This is a genomic window from Acidimicrobiales bacterium (genome assembly GCA_035294085.1).
Classification (GTDB): Bacteria; Actinomycetota; Acidimicrobiia; order Acidimicrobiales; family Bog-793; genus DATGLP01.
On record DATGLP010000002.1, the window covers coordinates 17,645 to 40,289 of the forward strand.

27 protein-coding genes and 1 tRNA gene are annotated in these 22,645 nt (G+C 77.1%); 18 read left to right on the forward strand and 10 right to left on the reverse strand.

Annotated elements, in window-relative coordinates; genetic code table 11:
- The first annotated feature begins 39 nt into the window (after positions 1-39).
- Entirely contained in the window at positions 40-1,068 is a 1,029-nt protein-coding gene (locus VKV23_00170; GenBank protein ID HLI14457.1) for an adenosine kinase, read from the forward strand.
- Here VKV23_00170 and VKV23_00175 read toward each other — a convergent pair.
- Positions 1,058-1,663, reverse strand: coding sequence for a hypothetical protein (locus VKV23_00175; GenBank protein HLI14458.1), 606 nt, complete (start codon positions 1,661-1,663; stop codon positions 1,058-1,060). The genes VKV23_00170 and VKV23_00175 overlap by 11 nt on opposite strands.
- Before the next feature lie 15 nt (positions 1,664-1,678).
- On the opposite strand from VKV23_00175, the gene VKV23_00180 reads away from it, so the two are divergent.
- Positions 1,679-2,596 carry a glycerophosphodiester phosphodiesterase gene (locus VKV23_00180; GenBank protein HLI14459.1) on the forward strand — a complete coding sequence of 306 codons (918 nt, stop codon included), beginning with the start codon at positions 1,679-1,681 and terminating at the stop codon, positions 2,594-2,596.
- A 15-nt stretch (positions 2,597-2,611) separates the two neighbouring features.
- Here VKV23_00180 and VKV23_00185 read toward each other — a convergent pair whose 3' ends face one another.
- Positions 2,612-2,734 (reverse strand): hypothetical protein, encoded by a 123-nt coding sequence (locus VKV23_00185; protein ID HLI14460.1) that lies wholly within the window; start codon positions 2,732-2,734, stop codon positions 2,612-2,614.
- Between the two features lie 49 nt (positions 2,735-2,783).
- Here VKV23_00185 and VKV23_00190 point away from each other — a divergent pair, with 49 nt between their 5' ends.
- From VKV23_00190 to VKV23_00215, 6 genes are read left to right on the forward strand one after another with little or no spacing between them, the layout of a single operon-like run.
- A complete protein-coding gene (locus VKV23_00190) occupies positions 2,784-3,113 on the forward strand; it encodes a DUF192 domain-containing protein (GenBank protein ID HLI14461.1) in 330 nt (109 codons plus the stop codon).
- Complete coding sequence (rsmI, locus tag VKV23_00195) at positions 3,110-4,063, forward strand: 16S rRNA (cytidine(1402)-2'-O)-methyltransferase (protein ID HLI14462.1); 954 nt, start codon at positions 3,110-3,112, stop codon at positions 4,061-4,063. The genes VKV23_00190 and rsmI overlap by 4 nt, the downstream gene beginning before the upstream one ends.
- A complete protein-coding gene (metG, locus tag VKV23_00200) occupies positions 4,021-5,574 on the forward strand; it encodes a methionine--tRNA ligase (GenBank protein ID HLI14463.1) in 1,554 nt (517 codons plus the stop codon). The genes rsmI and metG overlap by 43 nt, the downstream gene beginning before the upstream one ends.
- Positions 5,571-6,383 (forward strand): TatD family hydrolase, encoded by an 813-nt coding sequence (locus VKV23_00205; GenBank protein HLI14464.1) that lies wholly within the window; start codon positions 5,571-5,573, stop codon positions 6,381-6,383. Before metG ends, VKV23_00205 begins: the two co-directional genes overlap by 4 nt.
- On the forward strand, positions 6,384-7,256 hold the full coding sequence (gene rsmA / locus VKV23_00210) for a 16S rRNA (adenine(1518)-N(6)/adenine(1519)-N(6))-dimethyltransferase RsmA (GenBank protein HLI14465.1): 873 nt from the start codon (positions 6,384-6,386) through the stop codon (positions 7,254-7,256).
- Entirely contained in the window at positions 7,217-8,017 is an 801-nt protein-coding gene (locus VKV23_00215) for a 4-(cytidine 5'-diphospho)-2-C-methyl-D-erythritol kinase (protein HLI14466.1), read from the forward strand. Before rsmA ends, VKV23_00215 begins: the two co-directional genes overlap by 40 nt.
- 19 nt (positions 8,018-8,036) lie before the next feature.
- Here the strand turns inward: VKV23_00215 and VKV23_00220 are convergent, their stop codons facing one another.
- Both VKV23_00220 and VKV23_00225 read right to left on the reverse strand, forming a co-directional pair.
- Complete coding sequence (locus VKV23_00220) at positions 8,037-8,132, reverse strand: AURKAIP1/COX24 domain-containing protein (GenBank protein HLI14467.1); 96 nt, start codon at positions 8,130-8,132, stop codon at positions 8,037-8,039.
- Positions 8,133-8,180: 48 nt separating this feature from the next.
- Positions 8,181-10,634 (reverse strand): protease pro-enzyme activation domain-containing protein, encoded by a 2,454-nt coding sequence (locus VKV23_00225; protein ID HLI14468.1) that lies wholly within the window; start codon positions 10,632-10,634, stop codon positions 8,181-8,183.
- 376 nt (positions 10,635-11,010) lie between these two features.
- Here VKV23_00225 and VKV23_00230 point away from each other — a divergent pair.
- Positions 11,011-11,083: transfer RNA gene (locus tag VKV23_00230), tRNA-Gln, on the forward strand.
- A 23-nt stretch (positions 11,084-11,106) separates the two neighbouring features.
- On the opposite strand, the gene VKV23_00235 is transcribed toward VKV23_00230, so the two are convergent.
- From VKV23_00235 to VKV23_00245, 3 genes are all read right to left on the reverse strand, one after another.
- The gene (locus VKV23_00235) at positions 11,107-11,754 is read right to left on the reverse strand and encodes a LytR C-terminal domain-containing protein (GenBank protein HLI14469.1); all 648 of its coding nucleotides are present in this window, start codon (positions 11,752-11,754) and stop codon (positions 11,107-11,109) included.
- A gap of 85 nt (positions 11,755-11,839) precedes the next feature.
- A complete protein-coding gene (gene ychF / locus VKV23_00240) occupies positions 11,840-12,919 on the reverse strand; it encodes a redox-regulated ATPase YchF (GenBank protein ID HLI14470.1) in 1,080 nt (359 codons plus the stop codon).
- A gap of 28 nt (positions 12,920-12,947) precedes the next feature.
- Positions 12,948-13,325 carry a hypothetical protein gene (locus VKV23_00245; GenBank protein ID HLI14471.1) on the reverse strand — a complete coding sequence of 126 codons (378 nt, stop codon included), beginning with the start codon at positions 13,323-13,325 and terminating at the stop codon, positions 12,948-12,950.
- A gap of 80 nt (positions 13,326-13,405) precedes the next feature.
- Between VKV23_00245 and VKV23_00250 the strand changes: the two genes are divergently transcribed.
- Complete coding sequence (locus VKV23_00250; protein HLI14472.1) at positions 13,406-13,651, forward strand: hypothetical protein; 246 nt, start codon at positions 13,406-13,408, stop codon at positions 13,649-13,651.
- 18 nt (positions 13,652-13,669) lie between these two features.
- On the opposite strand, the gene VKV23_00255 is transcribed toward VKV23_00250, so the two are convergent.
- Together VKV23_00255 and sodN are read right to left on the reverse strand one after the other, a co-directional pair.
- On the reverse strand, positions 13,670-13,870 hold the full coding sequence (locus tag VKV23_00255; protein ID HLI14473.1) for a hypothetical protein: 201 nt from the start codon (positions 13,868-13,870) through the stop codon (positions 13,670-13,672).
- Between the two features lie 223 nt (positions 13,871-14,093).
- A complete protein-coding gene (sodN, locus tag VKV23_00260; protein HLI14474.1) occupies positions 14,094-14,513 on the reverse strand; it encodes a superoxide dismutase, Ni in 420 nt (139 codons plus the stop codon).
- Here sodN and sodX point away from each other — a divergent pair.
- The 4 genes from sodX (at position 14,512) to VKV23_00280 (ending at position 17,393) form a co-directional block, all read left to right on the forward strand.
- The gene (gene sodX / locus VKV23_00265; GenBank protein ID HLI14475.1) at positions 14,512-15,042 is read left to right on the forward strand and encodes a nickel-type superoxide dismutase maturation protease; all 531 of its coding nucleotides are present in this window, start codon (positions 14,512-14,514) and stop codon (positions 15,040-15,042) included. The genes sodN and sodX overlap by 2 nt on opposite strands.
- Before the next feature lie 21 nt (positions 15,043-15,063).
- Entirely contained in the window at positions 15,064-16,302 is a 1,239-nt protein-coding gene (locus tag VKV23_00270) for a glycosyltransferase (protein HLI14476.1), read from the forward strand.
- A gap of 19 nt (positions 16,303-16,321) precedes the next feature.
- On the forward strand, positions 16,322-17,116 hold the full coding sequence (gene proC, locus VKV23_00275; GenBank protein HLI14477.1) for a pyrroline-5-carboxylate reductase: 795 nt from the start codon (positions 16,322-16,324) through the stop codon (positions 17,114-17,116).
- A gap of 73 nt (positions 17,117-17,189) precedes the next feature.
- Positions 17,190-17,393: a helix-turn-helix domain-containing protein gene (locus VKV23_00280; GenBank protein ID HLI14478.1), complete on the forward strand. Its 204-nt coding sequence runs from the start codon at positions 17,190-17,192 to the stop codon at positions 17,391-17,393.
- On the opposite strand, the gene VKV23_00285 is transcribed toward VKV23_00280, so the two are convergent.
- Complete coding sequence (locus tag VKV23_00285) at positions 17,360-18,061, reverse strand: hypothetical protein (GenBank protein ID HLI14479.1); 702 nt, start codon at positions 18,059-18,061, stop codon at positions 17,360-17,362. The two genes, VKV23_00280 and VKV23_00285, sit on opposite strands and share 34 nt — an antisense overlap.
- A gap of 107 nt (positions 18,062-18,168) precedes the next feature.
- Here VKV23_00285 and VKV23_00290 point away from each other — a divergent pair, with 107 nt between their 5' ends.
- From VKV23_00290 to cobA, 4 genes are all read left to right on the forward strand, one after another.
- The gene (locus tag VKV23_00290; GenBank protein HLI14480.1) at positions 18,169-18,846 is read left to right on the forward strand and encodes a redox-sensing transcriptional repressor Rex; all 678 of its coding nucleotides are present in this window, start codon (positions 18,169-18,171) and stop codon (positions 18,844-18,846) included.
- A 93-nt stretch (positions 18,847-18,939) separates the two neighbouring features.
- The gene (gene hemA / locus VKV23_00295) at positions 18,940-20,214 is read left to right on the forward strand and encodes a glutamyl-tRNA reductase (protein HLI14481.1); all 1,275 of its coding nucleotides are present in this window, start codon (positions 18,940-18,942) and stop codon (positions 20,212-20,214) included.
- Positions 20,215-20,244: 30 nt separating this feature from the next.
- Entirely contained in the window at positions 20,245-21,153 is a 909-nt protein-coding gene (gene hemC, locus VKV23_00300) for a hydroxymethylbilane synthase (protein ID HLI14482.1), read from the forward strand.
- Positions 21,150-22,643 (forward strand): uroporphyrinogen-III C-methyltransferase, encoded by a 1,494-nt coding sequence (gene cobA, locus VKV23_00305; protein HLI14483.1) that lies wholly within the window; start codon positions 21,150-21,152, stop codon positions 22,641-22,643. The genes hemC and cobA overlap by 4 nt, the downstream gene beginning before the upstream one ends.
- The last annotated feature ends 2 nt before the right edge of the window (positions 22,644-22,645 follow it).

A 22,645-nucleotide genomic window follows, 5' to 3' on the forward strand; every position in this document is an offset into this window, starting at 1 on the left:
AGGCTAGTTCGGGGGCCCGAGCCCGGTAGCCTGCGGGGCGTGACGCGCCCGCCGCCCGCCGCCCGCCGGCGCCTCGACCTCCTCGCGATCGGGATCGCCCTCATGGACCACCTCGCCTTCGCCGGCCACGAGGCGCTCTCGGCGCTCGGCCTGCGGCACGGCACGACGACGCTCGTCGACGTCGCGACGACCGAGCGCATCGCCCAGGCGCTCGCGCCGGTGCGGCAGGTCTCGGGGGGCTCGGAGGCGAACGTCGCCGTCGGCGTCGCCTCCCTCGGCGGCCGGCCGGCCTTCGTCGGGGCCGTCGCCGACGACCCGCTCGGGAAGGCCTACGCGGCGGACCTCGAGGCCGCCGGCGTGCGCGCCCTCCTCCAGGTGCACCCCGCCGGGGCCGACCCGGAGGCGGCGACCGGCCGCTGCCACGTCATCGTGACCCCCGACGCCGAGCGCACCATGGCGACGGCGCTCGGCGCGGCGGCCCGGCTCGACCGGGGTGCCTGCCCGCCCGGGCTCGTCGGCACCGCCGGCTGCGTCTTCCTCGATGCCTACGTCCTCGACCTCCGAGACGGCGGGGTGCTCGTCGAGCGGGTGCTCGAGGAGGCCGCCGTCGCCGGGACGACGGTCGCCTTCGGCCTCGCCGACCCGCTCGCCGTCGAGCGCCACCGAGCGGCCGTCGAGGCGCTCGTGGCCGGGCCGGTCGAGGTCCTCTTCGCGAACGAGGCCGAGGCGCTCGCGCTCACCGGGGCGCCGAGCCTCGAGGCGGCTGCCGAGGCGCTGCGACGCCCGGGCCTCGTCGCCTTCCTCACCCGCGGTGCGAGCGGCGCCCTCGTCGTGACCGCGGCGCGCGTCGTGGCCGTGCCCGCCGCGCGCGCGGAGCGCGTCGTCGACGCGACGGGCGCCGGCGACCTGTTCGCCGCCGGGGCGCTCTTCGGCCTCGCCCGCGGCGCCGACCCGGCGCGTGCCGCGCGCCTCGGGGCCTCGTGCGCGGCGGAGGTCGTCGCCCACCTCGGGGGGCGCCCGGAGACCGCGCTCGCCCAGCTCGCGCGCCGGGCGGGCCTCAGTCGCTGATGCCGGAGTCCTCGGCGGGCAGGAACGGCAGGTCGAGGTCGGCCAGGCGCACGAGCCCCGAGGCGATGAAGCGCGCCAGCGGGGCCACGACGCCGTCGAGGCGCTCGGGGTCCTCGAGGACGGCCTCCTCGAGGCGGTAGCTGCCCTGGTAGGAGACCTCGATCGCCGCGGCCGAGCCGCCGTCGGCGTCGAAGGCCTGCTCGATCGTCGGGCCGGTGCGCTCGAGCGGCTCGCCGCCGATCTCGGGGAGCGTGCCGCCGAGCGCGTCGAGGACGACGGCGGGGTCGGGGGCCGTGACGAGGCGCTGGAGCCGCAGCACCACCTCGACGAGCAGCTCGGGACCCTCGCCGATCGGCTCGCCGATCGACCACGAGCGGTACGTGCTCTGGCTCCAGGTCGGCCACTCGAGGCTGATCTCGGCGCGCACCCTGGGCGGGTCCTGCTCGCCGGGGAGGCTGTAGGACGTCTCGAAGGTGACGTCGCCGAGGAACACGTCGACCTGGAAGCGCTCCTCCACCGCCTGCTGCTCGAGGAGCGCCCCCTCGAGCGCCTCGCGCAGCGCGGCGATGACGTCGAGCAGGATGTGGTCGATCATGGCGAGGCGAGGCTAATGGCGTTCGGCGCCCCCCGTCACCGAGGCCGCCAGGTGGACGGTGCCGGCGGCTCCAACCCGTGGCTGTCGCGGCGCGTCCTCGCCTACGCCCACCAGGGCGGTGCGCGCGAGGCGCCCGCCTCGACGCTCGCAGCGATCGAGCGGGCGCTGCGCTCGGGGGCCCACGGCATCGAGCTCGACGTGCACGCCAGCGCCGACGGCGTGCTCGTCGCCTGCCACGACGCGACGCTCGAGGCGACGACGAACGGGCGCGGCGCCATCGCGGCGCACAGCTTCGAGGAGCTCGCGCGCCTCGACAACGCCTACAACTTCGTTCCCGGTCTCGGGGCGCGCCCGGGGCTGGCCGAGGACGCCTACCCCCTGCGCCACCGGGCGCCCGCCGAGCGCACGCTGGGCGTCGCTCGGATCGACGAGGTCCTCGCGAGCTTCCCCGAGGCGTTCTTCAACCTCGACATCAAGCAGACGGCGCCGGCGGTCCGGCCCTACGAGGCGGCCCTCGCCCGCCTGCTCGCCCGCTGCGGGCGCGCCGAGCGGGTCATCGTCGCCTCCTTCCACGGCGCCGCGCTCGAGGCCTTCGCGCGCGAGGCGCCCGGCGTCGCGCTGGCCGCGCCGCCCGGCGCGGTGCGCGCCTTCAAGGCCGCCGTCGAGGCCGGACGCTCCCCGGCGCCGGCCGTCGCGCGCTACGCGGCCTTGCAGGTGCCGACGCGCTTCGCCGGGGTGGAGGTCGTCGACGGCGCCTTCGTGGAGGCGGCGCATCGCTGCGGCGTCGCCGTCCACGTGTGGACGGTGGACGACGAGGCGGAGATGCGCCGGCTCGTCGGCCTCGGCGTCGACGGCATCATGTCGGACGTGCCGAGCCGCCTCGTCGCCGTGCTCGGCGAGCTCGGCGTCGCCTGGCGCGCGCCGCGCCGGTGAGGCGGCGGCCCGGGCTCAGCCGCGGCCGCAGTTCGGCTTCTTGCCGTGGTTCGCGCTCTTCTTCTTCGACGTCTTGCGCTTGGAGGTTCTCTTCGACACGAGCCCGAGACGATAGCCGACGCGAGGCGCCGTGCCCACGGCGCTACCGTGGCCGAAGGCTCGTCGGGGCGCTCGGCCGGAGGTGGCGATGGCGTGGCTGCTGCGCAGCGGTCAGGTGCTGGCGAGCGTCGAGCTCGCCAGTTCGCCGCTCGAGCGGGCGCGAGGCTTCATCGGCCGGGCCGACGCGCGCTGCGCCGTGCTGCTCCGGCCGTCGCGCACGGCGCACACCCTCGGGGTGCGCGTCCCCCTCGACGTCGCCTTCCTCGACGAGCACCTCGTCGTGCTCGCGACGGTGCGCATGGCGCCCTTCCGCCTGGGCCTCCCGCGCCGAGGAGCCGCGGCGGTCCTCGAGGTGCCGGCCGGCGCCTTCGAGCGCTGGGGGCTCGTCCCGGGCGACCGCCTCGAGGTGCGGGGGTGACGAGGCCGCGAGCGCCCGCCGGTCGGCTCGTCGTCGTGGCGACGCCGATCGGGAACCTCGAGGACCTCTCGCCGCGGGCCGAGAAGGCGCTGCGCGGCGCGGACCTCATCTGCTGCGAGGACACCCGCCGCACCGGTCGCCTGCTCGAGCGCGCCGGCATCGCCGGGCGCCGGCTCCTCTCGCTGCACGCCCACAACGAGGCGGGGCGCACCTCGGCCGTGCTGGGCGAACTCGCCGCGGGGGCGACGGTCGCGCTCGTGTCGGACGCGGGCACCCCGCTCGTGTGCGACCCCGGCGAGCGCCTCGTCGCCGCGGCGATCGCCGCGGGCCTGCCGGTCGTCGCCGTCCCCGGCCCCTCGGCGCTCCTCGCGGCGCTCGTCGCGTCCGGCTTCTCGGCGGTGCCGTTCGCCTTCGAGGGCTTCCTGCCGCGGCGCGGCCCGGCGCGCCGGGCGCGCCTCGCCGAGATCGCCGCCGCTAGGCGCACGACGGTGCTCTACGAGGCGCCCCAGCGCCTGCGGGCCACGCTCGCCGACCTCGCCGAGGCGTGCGGGCCGGACCGGCGCGTCGCGATCTGCCGGGAGCTGACGAAGCTGCACGAGGAGGTCCGCCGCTCGAGCCTCGCCGAGGCCGCCGCCGAGGCCGCCGCGAGCGAGGCGCGCGGCGAGCACGTCCTCGTCCTCGAGCCGGCCGCCGCGCCCGTGGCGGCGGACGCGCTGGCGCTTCGCGACGCGCTCGCCCGCCTGCGCGAGGCGGGCCTCGCCCGCCGCGACGCGGTGGCCGCCGCGGCAGCGCTCCTCGGCGTCGCCCACCGAGACGCGTACGCCGCGGCGCTCGAGCTGGAGGCGGCGGCGGCTTCGGGCGTCTCGCCAGGGGGGACGCCCGAAGCCGGCCACTACGCTGGAGGGCCGTGGCGGGGCGCTACTTCCAGACGACGCCGATCTACTACGTGAACGATCGGCCCCACCTCGGGACCGCCTACACGATGGTCGTCGCGGACGCCCTCGCGCGCTGGCACCGCCTCGTGGGCGACGAGGTCTTCTTCCTCACCGGTACCGACGAGCACGGGCTGAAGATCGCCCGTGCCGCGGCCGAGCAGGGGCTCGACCCCTCGACCTGGGTCGATCGCACGAGCCAGCTCTTCCGCGAGGCCTGGGACCGGCTCGGCATCTCGAACGACGACTTCATCCGCACGACCGAGGCTCGCCACGCGCTCGCGGTGCAGCGCTTCCTGCAGGCGATCTACGACAACGGCCACATCTACAAGGGCGAGTACGCCGGCTGGTACTGCGTCTCGTGCGAGGCGTACTACGCGCCCGACGAGCTCGCCGAGGCCCGGACTTGCCCGGTGCACCTGCGGCCGGTCGAGTGGCTCGTCGAGGAGAACTACTTCTTCGCGCTGTCGCGCTTCGCCGACGCCCTCGTCGCCTACTACGAGGACCACCCCGGCGCCGTCGTGCCCGAGGCGCGGCGCAACGAGGCGCTCGGGCTCATCCGCCAGGGCCTCGAGGACATCTCGATCACGCGCACCTCCTTCGACTGGGGGGTGCGCGTCCCGTGGGACCCCGACCACGTCGTCTACGTCTGGTGCGACGCACTCGTGAACTACGTCACGGCCATCGGGTACGGCACGGATGCGCAGCGCTTCGCCGCCTGGTGGCCGGCCGTGTGCCACCTCATCGGCAAGGACATCGTTCGCTTCCACTGCGTGTGGTGGCCGGCGATGTGCATGGCGGCGGGCATCGATCCGCCGGGACGCATCGTGGCGCACGGGTGGCTCCTCGTCGGCGGCGAGAAGATGTCGAAGTCGCGGGCCAACCAGGTGGACCCGCTCGAGCTGGCCGACGACGTGGGCGTCGACCCGCTCCGCTACCACCTGCTGCGCGACGTCGCCCTCGGTGCCGACGGCGACTTCACCTACGAGGGCCTCCTCGCCCGCTACAACGCGGACCTCGCCAACAACCTGGGCAACCTCGTCCAGCGCGTCGCGACCGTCGTGGGCTCCCGGTGCGAGGGTATCGGCCCCGCGCCGCGCCCCGCGGGCCCCGGCCATCGCCTGGCCGCCGTCGCTGCCGAGGTCGTCGCCGAGGCGCGCGCCGCGTGGGACCGCTTCGCCCCGAGCGAGGCGCTCGCCGCCGCGTTCCGGCTCGTCCACGAGACGAACGCAGAGCTCGAGGCCGCGGAACCGTGGAAGCTGCCTCCCGGGCCGGCCGCGAGCGCCGCGCTCGGCGACGCGCTCGAGGCGCTGCGCATCGTCGCACTGCTCGTCTCGCCCGCCATGCCGGGCGCGGCGAGGGAGCTGTGGCGGCGCATCGGCCTCGAGGGGGCGCCCGACGAGCCCGGGCGCGCCGCCGCGGAGGGGGGCGAGCTCGAGTGGGGCCGCTACCCGCCGGGCCGCCCGGTCACGAAGGCCGCCCCGCTCTTCCCCCGTCGCCAGCTCGCCCCCGTGCTGGAGGGCTCGTGAGTCGTCCCGGGACGCTGCCGCGCTGGGTCGACAGCCACTGCCACATCCAGGACGGCTACCTCGAGGACCCGGCGGGGCCGGGTCCGGTCCTCGAGCGGGCGGCGGCGGCCGGGGTCGGTGGCCTCGTGTGCGTCGGCACCGATCCGGCGGCGTCGCGTGCCGCCCTCGCGCTGGCCCGCGAGCGAGGCGCCGGGCGACCGGCGATCTGGGCGACGGCCGGGCTCCACCCGCACGAGGCGGCGGCCGGGGTGGACGAGACGCTCTCGCTGCTCGAGGAGGCCAAAGGTGGCGCCCCGGGCCTCGTCGCGGTCGGCGAGTGCGGCCTCGACTTCCACTACGACCGCTCGCCCCGCCCGCAGCAGCTCGAGGCGTTCGCCGCGCAGATCCGCTGCGCCCGGCGCCTCGACCTCGCCCTCGTCGTGCACACGCGCTCGGCCTTCGAGGAGACGGCGGCGCTGCTGGCGACCGAGGGCCTGCCCGAGCGGACGGTCATCCACTGCTTCACGGGCGGCCCCGACGAGGCTCGCCGCTTCCTCGACCTCGGCTGCTACCTCTCCTTCAGCGGGATCGTGACCTTCAAGGGAGTCGACGAGGTGCGCGAGGCGGCCCGCCGCTGCCCGACCGACCGCCTCCTCGTCGAGACGGACTCGCCCTTCCTCGCCCCCGCGCCGCGGCGCGGGCAGCGCAACGAGCCCGCCCTCGTCGCGCTGGTCGGCGAGGCGGTCGCCGAGCTGCGCGGCGTGCCGGCCGCCGCGCTCGCCGAGGCGACGAGCGAGAACGCGGCGCGGGCCTTCCGCCTCGAGCTCTGAGTGCCGTCGCTCGCGACCTCCCGGCGCCTCGGGCGTGCCGAGGTCCTGCGCCTGCTCGACGACGCCGGCGTCGTCCCCTCCAAGGCGCTCGGCCAGCACTTCGTCGTCGACCCGAACACCGTCGAGCGCGTCGTCCGCCTGGCGGGCGTCGGGCCGGGCGAGCACGTGCTCGAGGTCGGCCCCGGCCTCGGCTCGCTCACCCTGGCGCTCGCCGGCACCGGGGCCGCCGTGACCGCCGTCGAGATCGACGAGCGGCTCGTGGCGTTGGCGCGCCGGGTGCTCCCCGACAGCGTCCGGCTCGTGCACGCCGACGCGCTCGCGATCGACTGGGGACCGCTCGTCGCCGATGCCGGGGCGGCCGGCTGCTCCCTCGTCGCGAACCTGCCGTACGGCGTGGCGACGCCCCTCGTCCTCGGCCTCCTCGAGCGCACGCCGGCCGTGCGGCGCATGCTCGTCATGGTCCAGCGGGAGGTCGCCGAGCGCCTCGCCGCGCCGCCGGGCGGGCGCGGCTGCGGCGCGCCGAGCGTGCGCGTCGCGTACTTCGCGAGGGCGCGCGTCGTCGGCCGGGTGGGCCCCGACGTCTTCTTCCCCCGTCCGCGCGTCGAGTCCGCCCTCCTCGAGGTCGAGCGGCGGGCCGCCCCGGCCGTGGACCCGGCGCTCGCCTCCTACGAGGAGATCGCCGCGCTCGTGCGCGCCGGGTTCGCCGGCCGCCGGAAGATGCTGCGGCGCTCGCTCGCCGGCATCGTGGCGCCCGAGGCCTTCGGCGCCGCGGGCGTCGACCCGACGGCGCGCGCCGAGGAGCTCGACGTCGCCGCCTGGGGCAAGCTAGCGGCATGCGCCCGCTCGGCCACGAGCTCGCCCACGCCAAGCTGACGCGCACGCTGCGAGTCGTCGGCCGGCGTCCCGACGGCTACCACCTCCTCGAGAGCGAGATGGTGTCGCTCGACCTCGCCGACGAGCTCGACCTGCTCGAGGGCGACGGCCTCGAGGTCGTCGACGCGCTCGCGTGGTCCGGCACGGGCCCGCTGCCGACGCTGGCGGTTCCGGCCGGGCGCTCGAACCTCGTCGCGCGCGCGCTCGAGCTCGTCGGCCGGCGCGCCTTCGTCCGGCTCACGAAGCGCATCCCGCCGGGCGCCGGCCTCGGGGGTGGCTCGTCGGACGCGGCAGCCGTGCTGCGCTGGGCGGGCGTCGTCGACCCGGGCGTCGCCGCCCGGCTCGGCGCGGACGTCCCCTTCTGCCTGCGAGGCGGGCGCGCGCTCGTGCGGGGGATCGGGGAGGTCGTGGAGCCGCTCGAGCCGATCGAGGCGTGCTTCCTGCTCCTCGTACCGGACCGTCCGGCACCGACGCCAGCCGTCTACGCCGCCTTCGACCTCGTCGGCCCCACGCCGGGCGCGACGAACGACCTCGAGGCCGCGGCGCTCGCCGTCGAGCCGTCCCTGGCACGGGCGCGCGCGCTGCTCGAGGAGGTGACGGGGCACCGCGCCGCGCTCGCTGGCAGCGGCTCGACGTGGTACGTCGAGTGCCCCGACGGCGCTCGCGACGCCGAGCGCTGGGCGAGCGAGCTGCGCGACGCGCTCGCCGGCGAGCGCCGGCGCGGCGCGGTCGTGGTCGCGACGGCGGTGGGACCGGCCTGAGGCGACGCGGCGCCGGGCGCTACTTCGCGCGGCGCTGCCAGCGCGTGCGCTTCAGCATCTTCTTGTGCTTCTTCTTGCGCATGCGCTTGCGGCGCTTCTTGATGAGCGATCCCATGGCGCCCGAGAGGCTAGCTGATGGCGGCCCGGTCAGGTCCAGCCGACCTCAGCGGTAGGCGAAGGCGGCGGCGTGCCCGGGTGGGCTCGTCCCGCCCCTCGCGCGCACCGCGACCCGCACGCGCCCGGCGCCCGGCGGCGTGACGACGGCGAGGCGCGTCGGCGACAGCAGGCGCACGCCCGTGGCGGGTCGATCGCCGAAGTAGACGGCGACGACGCCGTCGAAGTCCTGGCCGACCACGACGACGCGCGTGCCGCCCGCCCCGGGACCGGCGGCGGGGACGACCCGGCGCACCTGCGGGACGGCGAGGTAGCGGAAGACGTCGTCGCGCGTCGGCCGGCTCGTGCCGGCCGGGTCCGTGACCGTGACGTGGACGCTGCCGCGCCCGGCGGGCACGGTCGCGACGAGCCTCGTCGGGGACAGGACGGAGAAGGAGCGGGCGACGGCCGCCCCGAAGTGGACGGCGGTCACGCCGTAGAAGCGCGAGCCCGTCACGACGACGCGTGCCCCGCCCCTCGAGCGGGCCGTCGTCGGGGACACCTTCGAGACGAGCGGGCGCGGCAGGCTCGCGCTCGTCGCGGCGAGGAGGTTCCCCGCGCACAGCTGGGCGACCAGGCCGCCGTCCGCGCCGTTCCCAGCGATCGGCGTGCCGAGCCCGCTCGCCAGGTCGTAGCCGGGGCCCGCCTCGTAGCGGCCGCCGTTGGCGCCGGTGAGGTCGTTCGTCCCCGAGGTGACGTCGGTGAAGGCGAGCGAGGACCACGCGCCGCCGGCGATCTTGTAGAGGGCGGGGTTGGCGAAGCCGACCGGCCGGCCGGCGCAGGCGCTCGAGGCGTCGGCGAGCGCGAAGAGCGCGGCGACGGTCGGCGCGGCCGCGCTCGTGCCGCCGAGCGGCGTCCAGCCGTCGCCGCTGCACAGGAGGTCGCCCATCGTGCAGTAGATGGCGTAGGGGGCGCCGGCGTCCGCCGAGACGTCGGGCACCTCCCGGCACAGGCCGCTCGCCGCGTGGCAGGGATCGGCCGTCGAGCTCGGCCCGACGACCCCGAGGGACGGCGGGGCGTCGGCCTGGTAGGCGGGCATCGCCCAGTGCGCGGACAGCCCGCCGCCGCTCGCGCCCTCGTCCGAGGCGCCCGTGGCGCCGGTGTTCCACACGGTCTCGCTGCGCGGCGAGAGCACGAGGGTCGTGCCCCCCACCCCGGTGACGTAGGGCTGGCTCGCCGGGTCGTCGACCGCCAGGGCCGCCCCGCCCGAGGCGTGCCGGCTCGCGCCGCAGTCGGACGACCCGTTGTCGCCCGAGGCGGCGACGACGGTCTCGCCCTGCAGTGCCGCCTGCTCGAAGAGGACGTTCTCGGCGTCGATCGCCCTCGACCCGACGTCCGCCTCGCACGCCCCCCACGACGTCGAGATCACCTGGGCCCGGTCGGCGGCGACGATCGCGGCGTAGGTGTCGTAGGCGGCCTGGTCGCTCACGACCCCGTTGTCGTTCGGCCCCTCGTAGACGAGGACGCGCCCCTCGGGGACGAGGCCGACGACGTCCTCGAGGTCGAGCTCGGTCTCCACCTCGCTCGAGAGGTCGTAGCTGCCGGGGCCGCCGTCGACGGGCACCGCGGTGACCGAGGGGACGACCGTCCCCCCGAAGCAGGCGGCGTAGGCGGCGAGGTCGCTCGGGGAGTAGGGCGCGAACTCGGCGAGCGCGACGGTCACCCCCGAGCCGAGGTCGCCGGCGCCGTACAGGCCGGTGAAGCCGTAGGCCGCGGCGATCTGGTCGGGTGTGTAGCCGGCCTGGCTGGCGTCGGGGGCGCAGCCGCTCGTGGGCACGGGCCCGACGGTGTCGTGCGGCGTGCGGCTCGCGGGCGGCAGCGGCGCCCGGCGCGGGGAGAGGCCGACGGGCACCTCGGCGGCCAGCCCGTCGAGGCCGAGGATGGCCTGGACGTCGGCACCGAGCTGGCGCGGCAGGCGCGGCGCGCGGCGTGGCGCGACGACGACGGCTCCCGACGCGAGCCGGTAGCGCTCGAGGGGGGTCGCGAGGGCTGCCGCCGCCGCGGCGGCGCTCGCCCGCACCTCGATCCCGAGGTGGTCCGCGTCCAGTCCCGTCGCCTCGAGGCCGAGGCGGCGCAGTCCCTGCTCGACGGCGGCCACCTCGGCCCTCCCGGGCGCGAAGCGGGCGGCGAACTCGCCGGGTCGCAGGAAGCGGCGGTAGGCGGGCGAGGCGGGATCGGTCACGGCGCGCACGAGCGCGGCGAGCTTCCGGCGGTGGCGGGGCGCGAGGACCACCTCGAAGGAGACCTCGGCGCTGCCCGCTGCCGGTCCGAGGAGGCGCGCCGAGCGCGGCACGAGCGGCGAGGGCCCGAGCCGCACGAAGGCCGGGGGCCCGGGGGGCGCGGCGCGCGCGACGCCAGCGGGGGCGAGCGGCGCGCAGGTCGCCGCGGCGAGGCCGGCGACGGCACGCCACGCCCGCCGGCGCGCCGGGCGTCTCGGCTCACGTCGGCGCTGCTCGGGGGCCACGTCACTCCTCCGTCGGTGATCGGGGGGCGCGCCAGCGCGCCGGTCGCCGCTCGAGGTCGCGGCCACTCCCGATCCGTCTCCGAGTCTACGAGGGATCGCCACCACTCGGGCCCGCCGGCGATCGCTCCGGCGCAGGCCGGCTCGGGCGGCTCGCACCGCTCGCTGGTCCCGCGGCCGCCACCGGCGTCGCCTCGGCTCTGCAGCCCTGGCCGGCGGCCGGGCAGGGACGGGGCACGACCCGCCTGGGGTGGGAGCGAGGCGCCGCTCCCTCGTGCGCGACGCGCCGCGGCCGGCCGCGGTCGCCCACCTCGACCTCGACGCCACCGCGGCGCTGTGGTTGACTCGCGGCAGGCCGGCGGCGGTGCGGCGGGGGCCCTCCGGGGTAGTTCAACTGGCAGAACGTCGGCCTTTGGAGCCGGATGTTGGAGGTTCGAGCCCTCCCCCCGGAACGGCCGTCGGCGGTCCGCTCCCGTCAGGAGATGCCGTCGTAGGTCGCGCCGAGGATGAGGTCGACCACGCCGGGGGGCAGCGACGCGTCCTCGACGACGCGCGTCGCGCCGAGCACGTGGCGGCTGACCGTCGCCGCGGCGGCCTGGATACCGGGCGGGTACTCGACGACGTTCTCGCGGTAGGCGAAGCTCGCCGCGTTCCCGGTCCCGTTGATGCGGAAGCCGACGCGCGCCAGCGCCGCCGCGGCGTCCGCGGCGGCGTGGCGCTCGCCCATGCCGTTGAGGACCTCGACGACGACGCTCGAGGGGGGGACGGTCACCTCCGGCACCGGAGCCGGCGCGGCGCTCGTCGTCGGCGCAGCCCCGGCAGCACTCGTCGTCGGGGCCGCTGTCGTGCTCGGCCCGCGCGTCGTCGTCGCCGTGCGCGGCCCGGAGCGGTTCGCGCCGCCCGACGGGGACCGGGCCGTGGGCCTCGGCGCGAGGGGGACCGGTCGTCGGGACCGCCGTGATGCCGCTGGCCGAGGCGCGGTCGTCGCCACGAGGTAGCCGAGGACGGCGAGGAGGACGGCGAGGACGGACGCCGACGCGGCGAGGACGGCGCGGCGGCTCGGCGAGCGCCGCCTGCGGTGGAGCGCCCGCCGCCGCTGCGTCGGGGCGCGCCGCGACGGCATGGGCCGAGGCTAGCCTCGCCGGCGCCCCGCGACGGCGTCTCCGAGGCGGCGCCCGGGCGGGAGCCGCCACCGCTCGGGCGGCGCGTCAGGTGCTGACGCGGAACTCGACGACATCCCCGTCGCGCAGCACGTAGTCGCGACCCTCGACGCGTGCGCGGCCCGCGGCGCGCGCGGCAGCGAGCGATCCGGCGGCCATCAGGTCGTCGAAGCTGACCACCTCGGCCTTGATGAAGCCGCGTTCGAAGTCGCTGTGGATGACCCCGGCGGCGCGCTGCGCGCTCTCGCCCGCCCGGATCGTCCAGGCACGCGCCTCCTTCGGTCCGGCGGTGAGGAAGGTCTGCAACCCGAGCAGCCGGAAACCGGCCTGCACGAGCTTGACGAGGCCGGACGCCGACTCGCCGTAGGCGGCGAGGAGCTCCGCCGCCTCGCGCCCCTCGAGCGCGGCGAGCTCTGCCTCGAGCTTGGCGCTCAGCACGACGGCCTCCGCTGGGGCGACGAGGCTCTCGAGCTCCTTGCGCCGCAGCGGGTCGCCGAGCGAGGACTCGTCGACGTTGAAGACGTAGACGAAGGGCTTCGCCGTGAGCAGGTGGAGGTCCTCGAGGAGGCCGGCGTCGACGGCACCGAGGGCCGAGGAGATGGTGCGCCCCGACTCGAGGATCGCGCGTGCGGCGCGCGTCGCCTCGAGCTGCGGGCCGAGCTGCGCCTTCGCGCGCGCCTCCTTCTCGAGGCGGGCGAGGCGGCGATCGACGGTCTCGAGGTCGGCGAGGACGAGCTCGAGGTTGACGGTCGCGATGTCCTCGGCGGGGTCGACCCGGCCTTCGACGTGGACGACGTCCGCGTCGTCGAAGGCGCGCACGACCTGGCAGATCGCGTCGACCTCGCGGATCGCGGCGAGGAAGCGGTTCCCGAGCCCCTCGCCCCTCGAGGCTCCGCGCACGAGGCCAGCGATGTCCACGAAGCGCACGGTGGCCGGGACGATCCGCTCGCTTCGGTAGAGGGCGGCGAGGCGCTCGAGGCGATCGTCGGGCAGGGCGACGACCCCGACGTTGGGGTCGATCGTGGCGAAGGGGTAGTTCGCGGCGAGCGCCTCGGCGCGGGTCAGCGCGTTGAACAGCGTGGACTTCCCGACGTTCGGGAGTCCGACGATGCCGATCGACAGGGCCACGCGCGCCTCCTTGGGGCTCTCGCCCAGCCTACGGCTGCTGCGCTCGCCGTCCCTCGGGGGACCGACCGGCGCTCGCCTCGCGCCGGCGGCGCTCGTCCTCGGCGGCCAGGCCGGCGAGGTAGGCGTTGTAGGCGGCGAGCTCGAGGTCGACGGGGTCGGGCGCACCGGCGGGGGCGTCGTCGTCGGCCGCCTCGGGCGGCGTGCCGTCCTCGTGCAGCAGCCGCCACCACATGAACAGCGCGTAGCACGCGAACAGCGGCCACTCGAACGTGTAGGCCCAGCTGAGGGAGTTCCCGCCGAGGGCGCGGTGCAGCTGCCAGTCGGTGAGCCAGGCGAAGGTCGGCAGGCACGCACCGAGCGCGACGTGCAGGCCGATCGCCCGCCTCGACAGCCACCGCGAGCGCACGCCGCCAGGGTACCGGCGGTGAGCGGCCACGTCGGGCTGCCGACGGCGAGCGGGCCGTGCCGACGCTAGCCTCGGGCGCGGTGCCAGCCTGGACGGAGCCGCAGGACGCGCCGGATGGGCGCGAGCCCGTCGGCGACGACCCGCTCGCCGACGCGAGGCGCATCGTCCACGAGCTCGAGGCCGAGCTGGACCGCATCGAGGCGGAACTCGCCAGCCTCGAGCGCGAGCAGGCCGTCTGCGAGGTCTGCGCCACGCCGCTCGACGCCACCGAGACCGCTGGCGTGAGCCGCTGCGAGCGCCACGCCGTGCCGCCGCCCGCTCGCTAGGCGCGCCCCGGCGACGCCTCAGGCCGCGGTGGCGTGTCCGGGGTGGGCGGGGCCGTTGTCGGGGCGCGCTGGCGGGCCCTCGGGCGCGCTCCCGGTCAGCTCGAGCGCGAGCTGCGCGGCCGTGCGCAGCCCGGGGTGCAGGCGCAGGGGGGCAGGCTCGCACGCCAGCAGGTACGAGGGCGGCTCGCCGCCCGCTCCTCTCGGTCGCCGGATCCGCATGGGGCCCCCCTTCGCTCACCCGTCCACCCAGAGCGAGCCACGGCGGCCGGGGGCGCCGGTAGGGCCGAAGGTCGCTCGCCGCGGGCGGGCGCCGGGTTGCCTCGCGCCGTACGGGTCAGGCAGAGGTCGAAGGGTCGCCACCGGCGCCGGCGGGCCCGGCGGTCCCGAGCCGCGGCCGCCGGCTGGCGTCGACGGGGCCGACCGGCGGCCGCGCCAGGTTGGGCTAGGCCTTCTTCGTCTCCCAGAAGATGCGGTCGATCTCGGCGATCTCGTCGAGCAGGCGGGTGCCCACCGCGACGTCGTTCGTCTTCTTCGCCTCGCCCGCGGACTTCGTCGCCTTCCAGAACAGCTCGTGGAGCTGGGGGTACCGCTCGAGGTGCTCCGGCTTGAAGTAGTCGGTCCACAGCACCCACAGGTGGTGCTTCACGAGCTCGGCGCGCTGCTCTTTGATCGTGACCGCCCGCTCCTTGAACACCGGGTCGTCCGAGGCGTGGTACTTCTCCATGATCGCCTTGACCGACTCCGCCTCGATCCTCGCCTGCGCGGGGTCGTAGACGCCGCAGGGCAGGTCGCAGTGGGCGTGCACGACGCTCGGGGTGCGCGCCCGGTCGAGCAGCTGCAGGAGGCGTGAGGTGAGATGCATGCGTCGACTCCTTCGATCGCAGGTACCTGAGCGTCGCCAGCGACGCGGCCGGACCGCCGGCGTCGGCGAACGGGTCAACATTACCGGTCCCCACCCCGCTCGCCTCGTGGCCGCGTCGCTGCTGGCCGGGATCGGCGCCACCGTGGCCTGGCTCGCCGGCCGGCGCGTCGAGGTGCGCGGCCCGAGCATGCTTCCGACGCTCGCGGACGGCGAGCGCCTCCTCGTGCGCCGCACGCGGCGCGTGCGCCCGGGGGACCTCGTCGTCGTGCGCGACCCCGACGACCCGGGACGTCTCCTCGTGAAGCGGCTGCTCGCCCGCGAGGGCTCGAGGCTGTGGCTCGGTGGCGACAACCCCCGCGCGAGCCGCGACAGCCGCGCCTTCGGGCCCGTCGGGCGAGACCTGCTCGTCGGCGTCGCCTGGTACCGGTACGCGCCGAGCTCGGCAGCGGGCCGGCTGGCGCGCCCGGCGCGCGAGCCGCGCGGCGAGCGAGCCCAAGGGCGGCGGGGGGCGCTCCCCGGTACGCTGTAGCGTCCCATGCGCAGGGTGGCGATGCTCTCCATGCACACGTCGCCGCTCGCCCAGCCCGGAACGGGCGACGGCGGCGGCATGAACGTCTACGTGCGCGAGCTCTCCTCGGCGCTCGCGCGAGCCGGCGTCACCTGCGACGTCTACACGCGCGCGACGGCGCCGGGACAGCCGGCGTCGGTGGCCGTCGAGCCGGGGCTCACGGTCCACCACCTCGTCGCCGGTCCGCCCGCCGAGGTGCCCAAGGGCCGTCTGCACACCCTCGTCGACGCCTTCGCGCAGGCGGTCGAGGCGGCGATGGAGACCGCGGCGGAGAGCGGTGGTCCCGCCGAGGTGATCCACGCCAACTACTGGCTGTCGGGCGTGGCGGGCCACGCGCTCAAGCACCGCCTCGGCCTCCCGCTCGTCTCCACCTTCCACACCCTCGACCGGGTGAAGGCGGAGGCGAGCCCGGAGGAGCTCGACCCCGAGGCGCCAGGCCGGCGGGCGAACGCCGAGGCAGCCGTGATCGAGTGCTCGGACGCCGTCCTCGCGTCGTGCACCGTCGAGGTGGACCAGCTCGTCGACCTCTACGGGGCCGACCCCGGGCGCGTCGAGGTGGTCGCGCCCGGCGTCGACCACGCCTTCTTCTCCCCGGGCGACAAGGCGCAGGCGCGCCGCGCCCTGCGACTCGAGGAGCGTGCGCCGATCCTCCTCTTCGTCGGCCGGATCCAGCCGCTCAAGGCGGCGGACGTGGCGCTGCGGGTCCTCGCGGCCCTCCGGGCGGGCGGCCTCGACGGCGCTCGTCTCGTCGTCGTCGGCGGGCCGAGCGGGCCGCGCGGCGAGGAGGAGTACGTGGCGCTGCGCGGGCTCGCCGTCGCGCTCGGCCTCGAGGCGGCGGTCTCCTTCGTCGCGCCCCAGCCCCACGAGCTCCTCTCCACCTACTACCGGGCGGCCGACTGCTGCATCGTGCCCAGCCGCTCGGAGTCGTTCGGGCTCGTCGCCCTCGAGGCGGCCGCCTGCGGCACGCCGGTCGTCGCCGCCGCCGTCGGCGGGCTCACGACGCTCGTCGAGCACGGCCGCACCGGGTACCTCGTCGAGCGGGGCGACGTCGCCGGCTTCAGCGCGGCGGTGGAGGCGGTCCTCAGCCGGCCGTCCCTCGCCGCCGCCCTCGGCGAGCGCGCGGCGCGTGTCGCCAGGCGCTACACGTGGCCGACGGCCGCGGCGCGCCTCGCCTCGCTCTACGAGGACCTCGCGGCGCGCACGCTCGTCGAGTGCGCCTGAGCGCCTAGCCTTCCCCGGCGTGCGGCGCGTCCTCGTGGTCGGTGGCGGTCGGATGGGCAGCGCGCTGCTCGGCGGCCTGCTCCGGGCGGGCTGGGCCGCGCCCGGCGAGTGCGCCGTGCTCGAGCGCCGGCCGGAGGCTCGTAGCGCCCTCGCGGCTCGCTTCGCCGGGGTCGCGGTCGTCGAGGCGCCCGTCGCGGCCGAAGCCGCCGTCCTCGCCGTCAAGCCGGACGACGCGAGGGGCGCGTGCGCGCTCGTGCGCTCCGGCGGGTACCGCCGGGTCCTCTCCGTCGTCGCGGGCGTGCGCCTCGCCACGCTCGAGGCATGGCTGGGGCCGCAGACGGCCGTCGTCCGGGCCATGCCGAACACGCCGGCGCTCGTCGGGGCCTCCGCGTCGGTGGTCGCGGGGGGCAGCGCGGCGACCGAGGAGGACCTCGCCTGGGCCGAGGAGGTCCTCTCGGCGATCGGCGTCGTCGTACGCCTGGACGAGCGGCTCGTCGACGCGGCGACGGGGCTGTCGGGCTCCGGGCCCGCCTACCTGTTCCTCGTCGCGGAGGCGCTCATCGACGCCGGCGTGCTCGCGGGTCTCGACCGGGACGTCGCGCGCACCCTCGCGCTCCAGACGATCCTCGGCGCGGGCCGCCTGCTCACCGAGAGCGGCGAGTCGCCCGAGGCGCTGCGCGCCGCGGTGACCTCGCCCGGCGGGACGACCGCCGCGGCGCTGCGCGTCCTCGAGGAGCGCTCCGTGCGCTCCGCGTTCCTCGAGGCGGTCCTCGCCGCGGCGCGCCGCGCCGAGGAGCTCGGCGGCGCCGGCTAGCGGCCGGTGCCCGCCGCGCCACCCCACTTCCCCCACGAACCCCACTGGCCTACAGTGCAAGCGGCGGAGAGGGGTGATCGAACTGACCGTCCACTACACGAAGTCGCAGTTCATGACGGTTGCCGAGGTGGCGCGGGTGCTGCGCGTCTCGAACATGACCGTCTACCGTCTCATCAGCTCGGGCCAGCTCGCGGCCGTGCGCGTCGGCAAGTCCTACCGGCTGCGGGAGGAGGACGTCGACCGCTACCTCGCGGCGCGCTTCACCGAGGCGGGCTGAGCAGCGCCCACCGGGCGCGTCGACGCGACGACGAGGAAGCCGGCGAAGATCACGGCGACGCCGACGCCGAGCGCGACGGCGAACGCCGTCATGGCGCCGAACGCCGAGTTGGCGACGCCACTCGCGCCCGTGATGAGCGTGCCGGCGGCGATCAGCACGTTGCCGACGGCGACGGGGCCGCGCCGCCGGCGCGCCGCGCTGAGGATGGTGCCGGCGAGGATCACGGCCGTGCCGCCCCCCGAGCCGACGCCCGCGAGGGCGCGCGGCAGCGGGCCGAGCACGGCGGAGCCCTGCGGCAGGCCGTGGGCGGGCAGGGGGTGCGTGAAGGGCGCGGTGGCCATGACGACGGCGGCCGCGACGGTCCACGCGGCGACGCCGAGGGCGAACCAGTCGCCGACGCGCGTTCGCAGGTGCAGGTAGACGGTGCCGAGCGCGAGCACGGGAACGTCGACGATCGCCCCGACGAGGTAGAAGAGGCGGAACGTCGGGCCGTCGAAGCCGCTCGTCGAGCCGAGGGCGAGGGCGCCCGACGCCAGGGCGAAGGCGAGGAACGCGAGCGCGAAGGCGAGCTCGTGGCGGGCCCGCCGGGTGAGGTAGCGCTCGAAGGTCGACAGCGACAGGCAGAGCGCGACGAGCGTCGCGGCGACGGCGGCCACCGAGGCGGTCATCGGGGCGAGTCTACGGAGAAGCGGCGAGTCTACGGAGAAGCCTTGTCGCCAGGGCGAGCGGCCCGGTAGCGTCGGCGCCCGTCGAGGCCGAGGGGGGAGCGCGCTGGGTGCGGGGGATCCCCGGAGTCGCGGTCGTCCGGCTCGCCGCCTACCGGCGGGAGCTCGCCGACCTTCTCCGACGGGAGGAGGCGACCGTGTCGTCCTCCGAGCTCGCCTCGCGCCTCGGCGTCAACGCCGCCACGGTCCGGCGCGACCTCTCGCGCCTCGGCAGCTACGGGCTACGAGGCACCGGCTACGACGTCGCGCACCTCCTCGCGCGGGTGGACGCCGCCCTCGCGCTGGACCGGGACTGGCCCGTCGCGATCGTGGGCGTCGGCAACCTGGGTCGCGCGCTCGCGGGCTCGAGGGGCTTCACCTCGGACGGCTTCCGCGTCGTCGCCCTCGTCGACGTCGATCCCAGGGTCGTCGGCTCGCGCGTCGGTACCACGCTCGTCGAGCACCTCGACGACCTCCCGGCGATCGTGGCGCGCGAGCACGTCGCGATCGGCATCGTGGCGACGCCGGCGAGCGCCGCGCAGCACGTCGTGTGGCGCCTCGCCGAGGCCGGCGTCCGCTCGATCCTCAACTTCGCGCCGGCGCACCTCGAGGTGCCCGAGGGGGTCGCCGTGCGCCACGTCGACCTCGCGGTCGAGCTCCAGGTCCTCGCCTACTTCGGCGCCCACGGCGAGGCGCGCCGGCTCGACCGGTCGAGGCCCCGACCGGCGGCTGCGGCCGGGCCTCGCTAACCTCGGAGGTGATTGCCGGCCCCCGGGGGCAGCGCGCGTGGCCCCGGGGACCTGCGCCAACGACGCGCTCGGGACCGGCGGGAGGAGGTAGGCGTGTCGCTCGTCGTCGTCGGCGTCCACGAGCGCCGCGTCCCCCTCGACGTGTTCGAGCGCCTGGCCATTGGCGACTCCGACCTGCCGAAGGCACTCGAGCGGCTGTGCGACAGCCCGCACCTCTCGGAGGCCGTCGTCGTCTCGACCTGCATGCGCACCGAGGTCTACGCGGTGCTCGAGCGCTTCCACGACGGCCTCGCCGACATCCTCGCCTTCTTCGAGAGCCGCCTCGGCGCCTCGCCGGCGGCCGCCTCGCTCGGCGAGCACCTCCTCGTGGCCTACGACGATGCCGCGGCGCGCCACCTCTTCGAGGTGGCGGCTGGCGCGGACTCGGCCGTGCTGGGGGAGGGGGAGGTGCTCCGCCAGGTGCGCCGGGCCGGCGAGCGGGCGCTGCGCGAGCGGGCCGCCGGCCCCGTGCTCGCCGCGCTGTTCCGCCACGCCGTCGAGGCCGGCAAGCGCGTGCGCTCGGAGACGGGCATCGCCCGGGGGACCACCTCCCTCGCGCACGTGGCCGTGGCGCTGGCGCGCCAGGGGCTCGGGGGGTCGCTCGAGGGCCGGCGGGCGCTCGTCATCGGTGCCGGCGAGATGGGGCAGGCGATCGCCGCCGCGCTCGCGCAGGAGCGCCCGGCGCCGGCGATCACCCTCGCGAACCGATCGACGGCGCGCGCGGCCCAGCTCGCGCAGCGACTCGGGGCACGCCACGTCGGGCTGGCGCGCCTTCGCGCCGAGCTCGCCGACGCCGACGTCGTCGTCACCGCCACCGCGGCCGGCGAGGTCCTCGTCGAGGAGGCCGACGTCGCCGGCGTGCTGGCGGAGCGGGCCGGACGGCCCCTCCTCGTCGTCGACGCGGCCGTGCCGCGTGACGTCGACCCCGCCGTCGGGTCGCTGCCCGGCGTGACCCTCCTCGACCTCGCCGCGCTCACGGCCTTCGCCGACGAGGGGCGGGCCGCGCGTCGCGCCGAGCTCGCGAGCGTCGAGCGCGTGATCGACGAGGAGCTCGAGCGCTACCGGATGAGCGCGCGCCAGCGCACGGTGGCGCCGGTCGTGGCCCAGCTCCGTGCGCGCGCCGAGCAGGTGCGCCTCGCGGAGCTCGAGCGGCTGTACCCGCTGCTCGAGCGGCTCGCCCCCGAGGAGCGCGCCAGCGTCGAGGCCCTGAGCCGGCGCATCGTCGCCAAGCTCCTCCACGCCCCGACGGTCGAGCTGAAGCGCGCCGCGGGGACGCCGAAGGGCCAGCGCCTCGCGGAGGCGCTGCGCACGTTGTTCGAGCTCTCCTGAGATGACCGCGCGGTCCGCGCGACGCGCGCGATGAGCGCGGCGCGCCTGCGGCTGGCGACGCGGCGCAGCCCGCTCGCCATGCGCCAGGCGGAGCTCGTCGCGGCGCAGCTCGAGGCGTCGAGCAGGATCGCCGTCGACCTCGTGCCGCTCGAGACGCTCGGCGACCGTCTCGCCGGGGTCCCCATCTCCTCGCTGGCCGGCCGCGGCGTGTTCAGCGCGGAGGTCGACCTGGCGGTGCTGTCGGGGCGTGCCGACGCGGCGGTGCACTCGGCGAAGGACCTGCCGGCGAGCAGCGCCGAGGACGGGCTGTGCATCGCGGCGGTGCCCGAGCGCTCCGCCGTGCAGGACGCCCTCGTCGGCCGTCGCCTCGACGAGCTGGCGCCGGGTGCACTCGTCGCCACCGGCGCGCCCCGCCGGCGCGCCCAGCTCGCCTGGCTGCGCCCGGACCTCGGCTTCGTCGAGCTGCGCGGGAACGTGCACACGAGGCTGTCGAAGGTGCCCGCAGCCGGCGCGGTCGTCGTCGCGCTCGCGGCGCTCTGCCGCCTCGGCCTGGAGGCCGAGGCGGCCGAGGTGCTCCCGACGACCGCCGTCCTGCCCCAGGTCGGCCAGGGGGCGCTGGCCGTGCGCTGCCGGGAGGACGACGGTGCGACCCGCGAGGCGCTGGCGGCGATCGACCACCCGGGCTCGCACCGAGCGCTGCTCGCGGAGCGGGCGCTGCTCGCCGGCCTCGGGGGCGGCTGCGACGCGCCGATCGGCGGGCTCGCGACCGAGATCGGCGCTGGCGGCCTGCGGCTCGAGGGGGTCCTCGCGAGCGCCGACGGCCACGTCGTGGTCCGTCGCGCGCTCGAAGGCGACGACCCGACGGCGCTCGGCCGGGCCCTTGCCGCCGAGCTGCTCGAGGCCGCCGGAGGGAGGGCGCTCGTCGGGGATCGGCCGTGACCGTCTACCTCGTCGGAGCCGGCCCCGGCGATCCGGGGCTGCTCACGCGCCGCGCCGAGCGCCTCCTCCAGGCGGCGGACGTCGTCGTGCACGACCGCCTCGTCGACCCGGCGGTCCTCGCGCTGGCGCGACCGGGGGCCGAGCTCGTCGACGTCGGCAAGCCGGTCGGCGGCGGTGCCCCGGACCAGGGCGCGATCAACGACCTCCTCGTGCGCCGCGGGGCTCGCGAGACGGTCGTCCGGCTGAAGGGAGGGGACCCCTACGTCTTCGGGCGCGGCGGGGAGGAGGCGCTCGCCCTCGAGGCCGCCGGCGTCGACTACGAGGTCGTCCCCGGCGTGCCGTCGATCGCCGCCGTGCCGGCGGCGGCCGGCGTCCCCCTCACGATGCGCGGGGTGTCCTCCACGATCGCCGTCGTGACCGGCCACGACCCGGGGGCGCTGGCGTCCTGGCCGCCGCCGTCGAGCCAGGCGACCCTCGTCGTGCTCATGGGCGCGGCCCGTCGCGCCGAGGTCGCCGAGCACCTCCTCGCCGCGGGCTGGCCGGAGGACACCCCGGTGCTCGCCGTCACGGCGGGGACGACGCCCGAGCAGACGAGCCTGCGCACGACCCTCGCAGGCCTCGGCGGCGCGCCGGTCGAGAGCCCGGCGACCATCGTGGTCGGCCGGGTGGCCGGGCTGCACCTCGCGTCCATCGAGGCCCGCCCGCTGTTCGGCTGGAGCGTCGTCGTGACCCGCCCGGCGCGCCAGGCGGGGCGCCTCCTCGAGCAGCTCGCCGAGGCGGGCGCGCGCCCGATCGCCTTCCCGACGATCGAGGTGGCACCGCCGAGCGACCCGGGCGCGCTCGAGGCCGCGGCGCGCCGAGCCGGGTCCTTCGAGTGGGTCGTCTTCGCGTCGGCGAACGCCGTCGAGGCGCTCTTCGCCCACCTGCGCGACGCGCGCGACCTCGGCGCTGCCCGGGTCGCCGCGGTCGGCCCCGCGACGGCGCGCGCGCTCGCCGAGCGGGGGGTGCGCGCCGACCTCGTCGCGACGCGCGCCGTCGCCGAGGGGCTCGTCGAGGCGTTCCCGCCGGCGCCGGAAGGGCGGCGGCCGCCGGTGCTCGTGCCCCGCGCCGCCGCCGCCCGCGACGCCCTTGTCGAGGGGCTCGCTGCGCTCGGCTACGAGGTCGAGGCCGTCGAGGCCTACCGCAGCGTCCCGCCCGCCGCCGCGGAGGAGGCGCTGCGCGCGCTCGAGGGCGCGCACGCCGTCGTCTTCTCCTCGCCGTCGACGGTGCGCGGCTTCCTCGCGCTGGCCGGGCGCGAGCTGCTGCCGCCGGTCGCCGTGTCGATCGGACCCGAGACGACCCGCGCGGCGAAGGCCGCGGGGGTGGCAGTGGAGTGCGAGGCGACCCGTCACGACGCCGAGGGGATCGTCGCCGCCCTCGCCTCGTACGCACGCGGCCGGCCTCGCCCCGTGGGCGCGGGCCCGGGGGCGGGGGCGCCGGGCCCGCGGTAGTC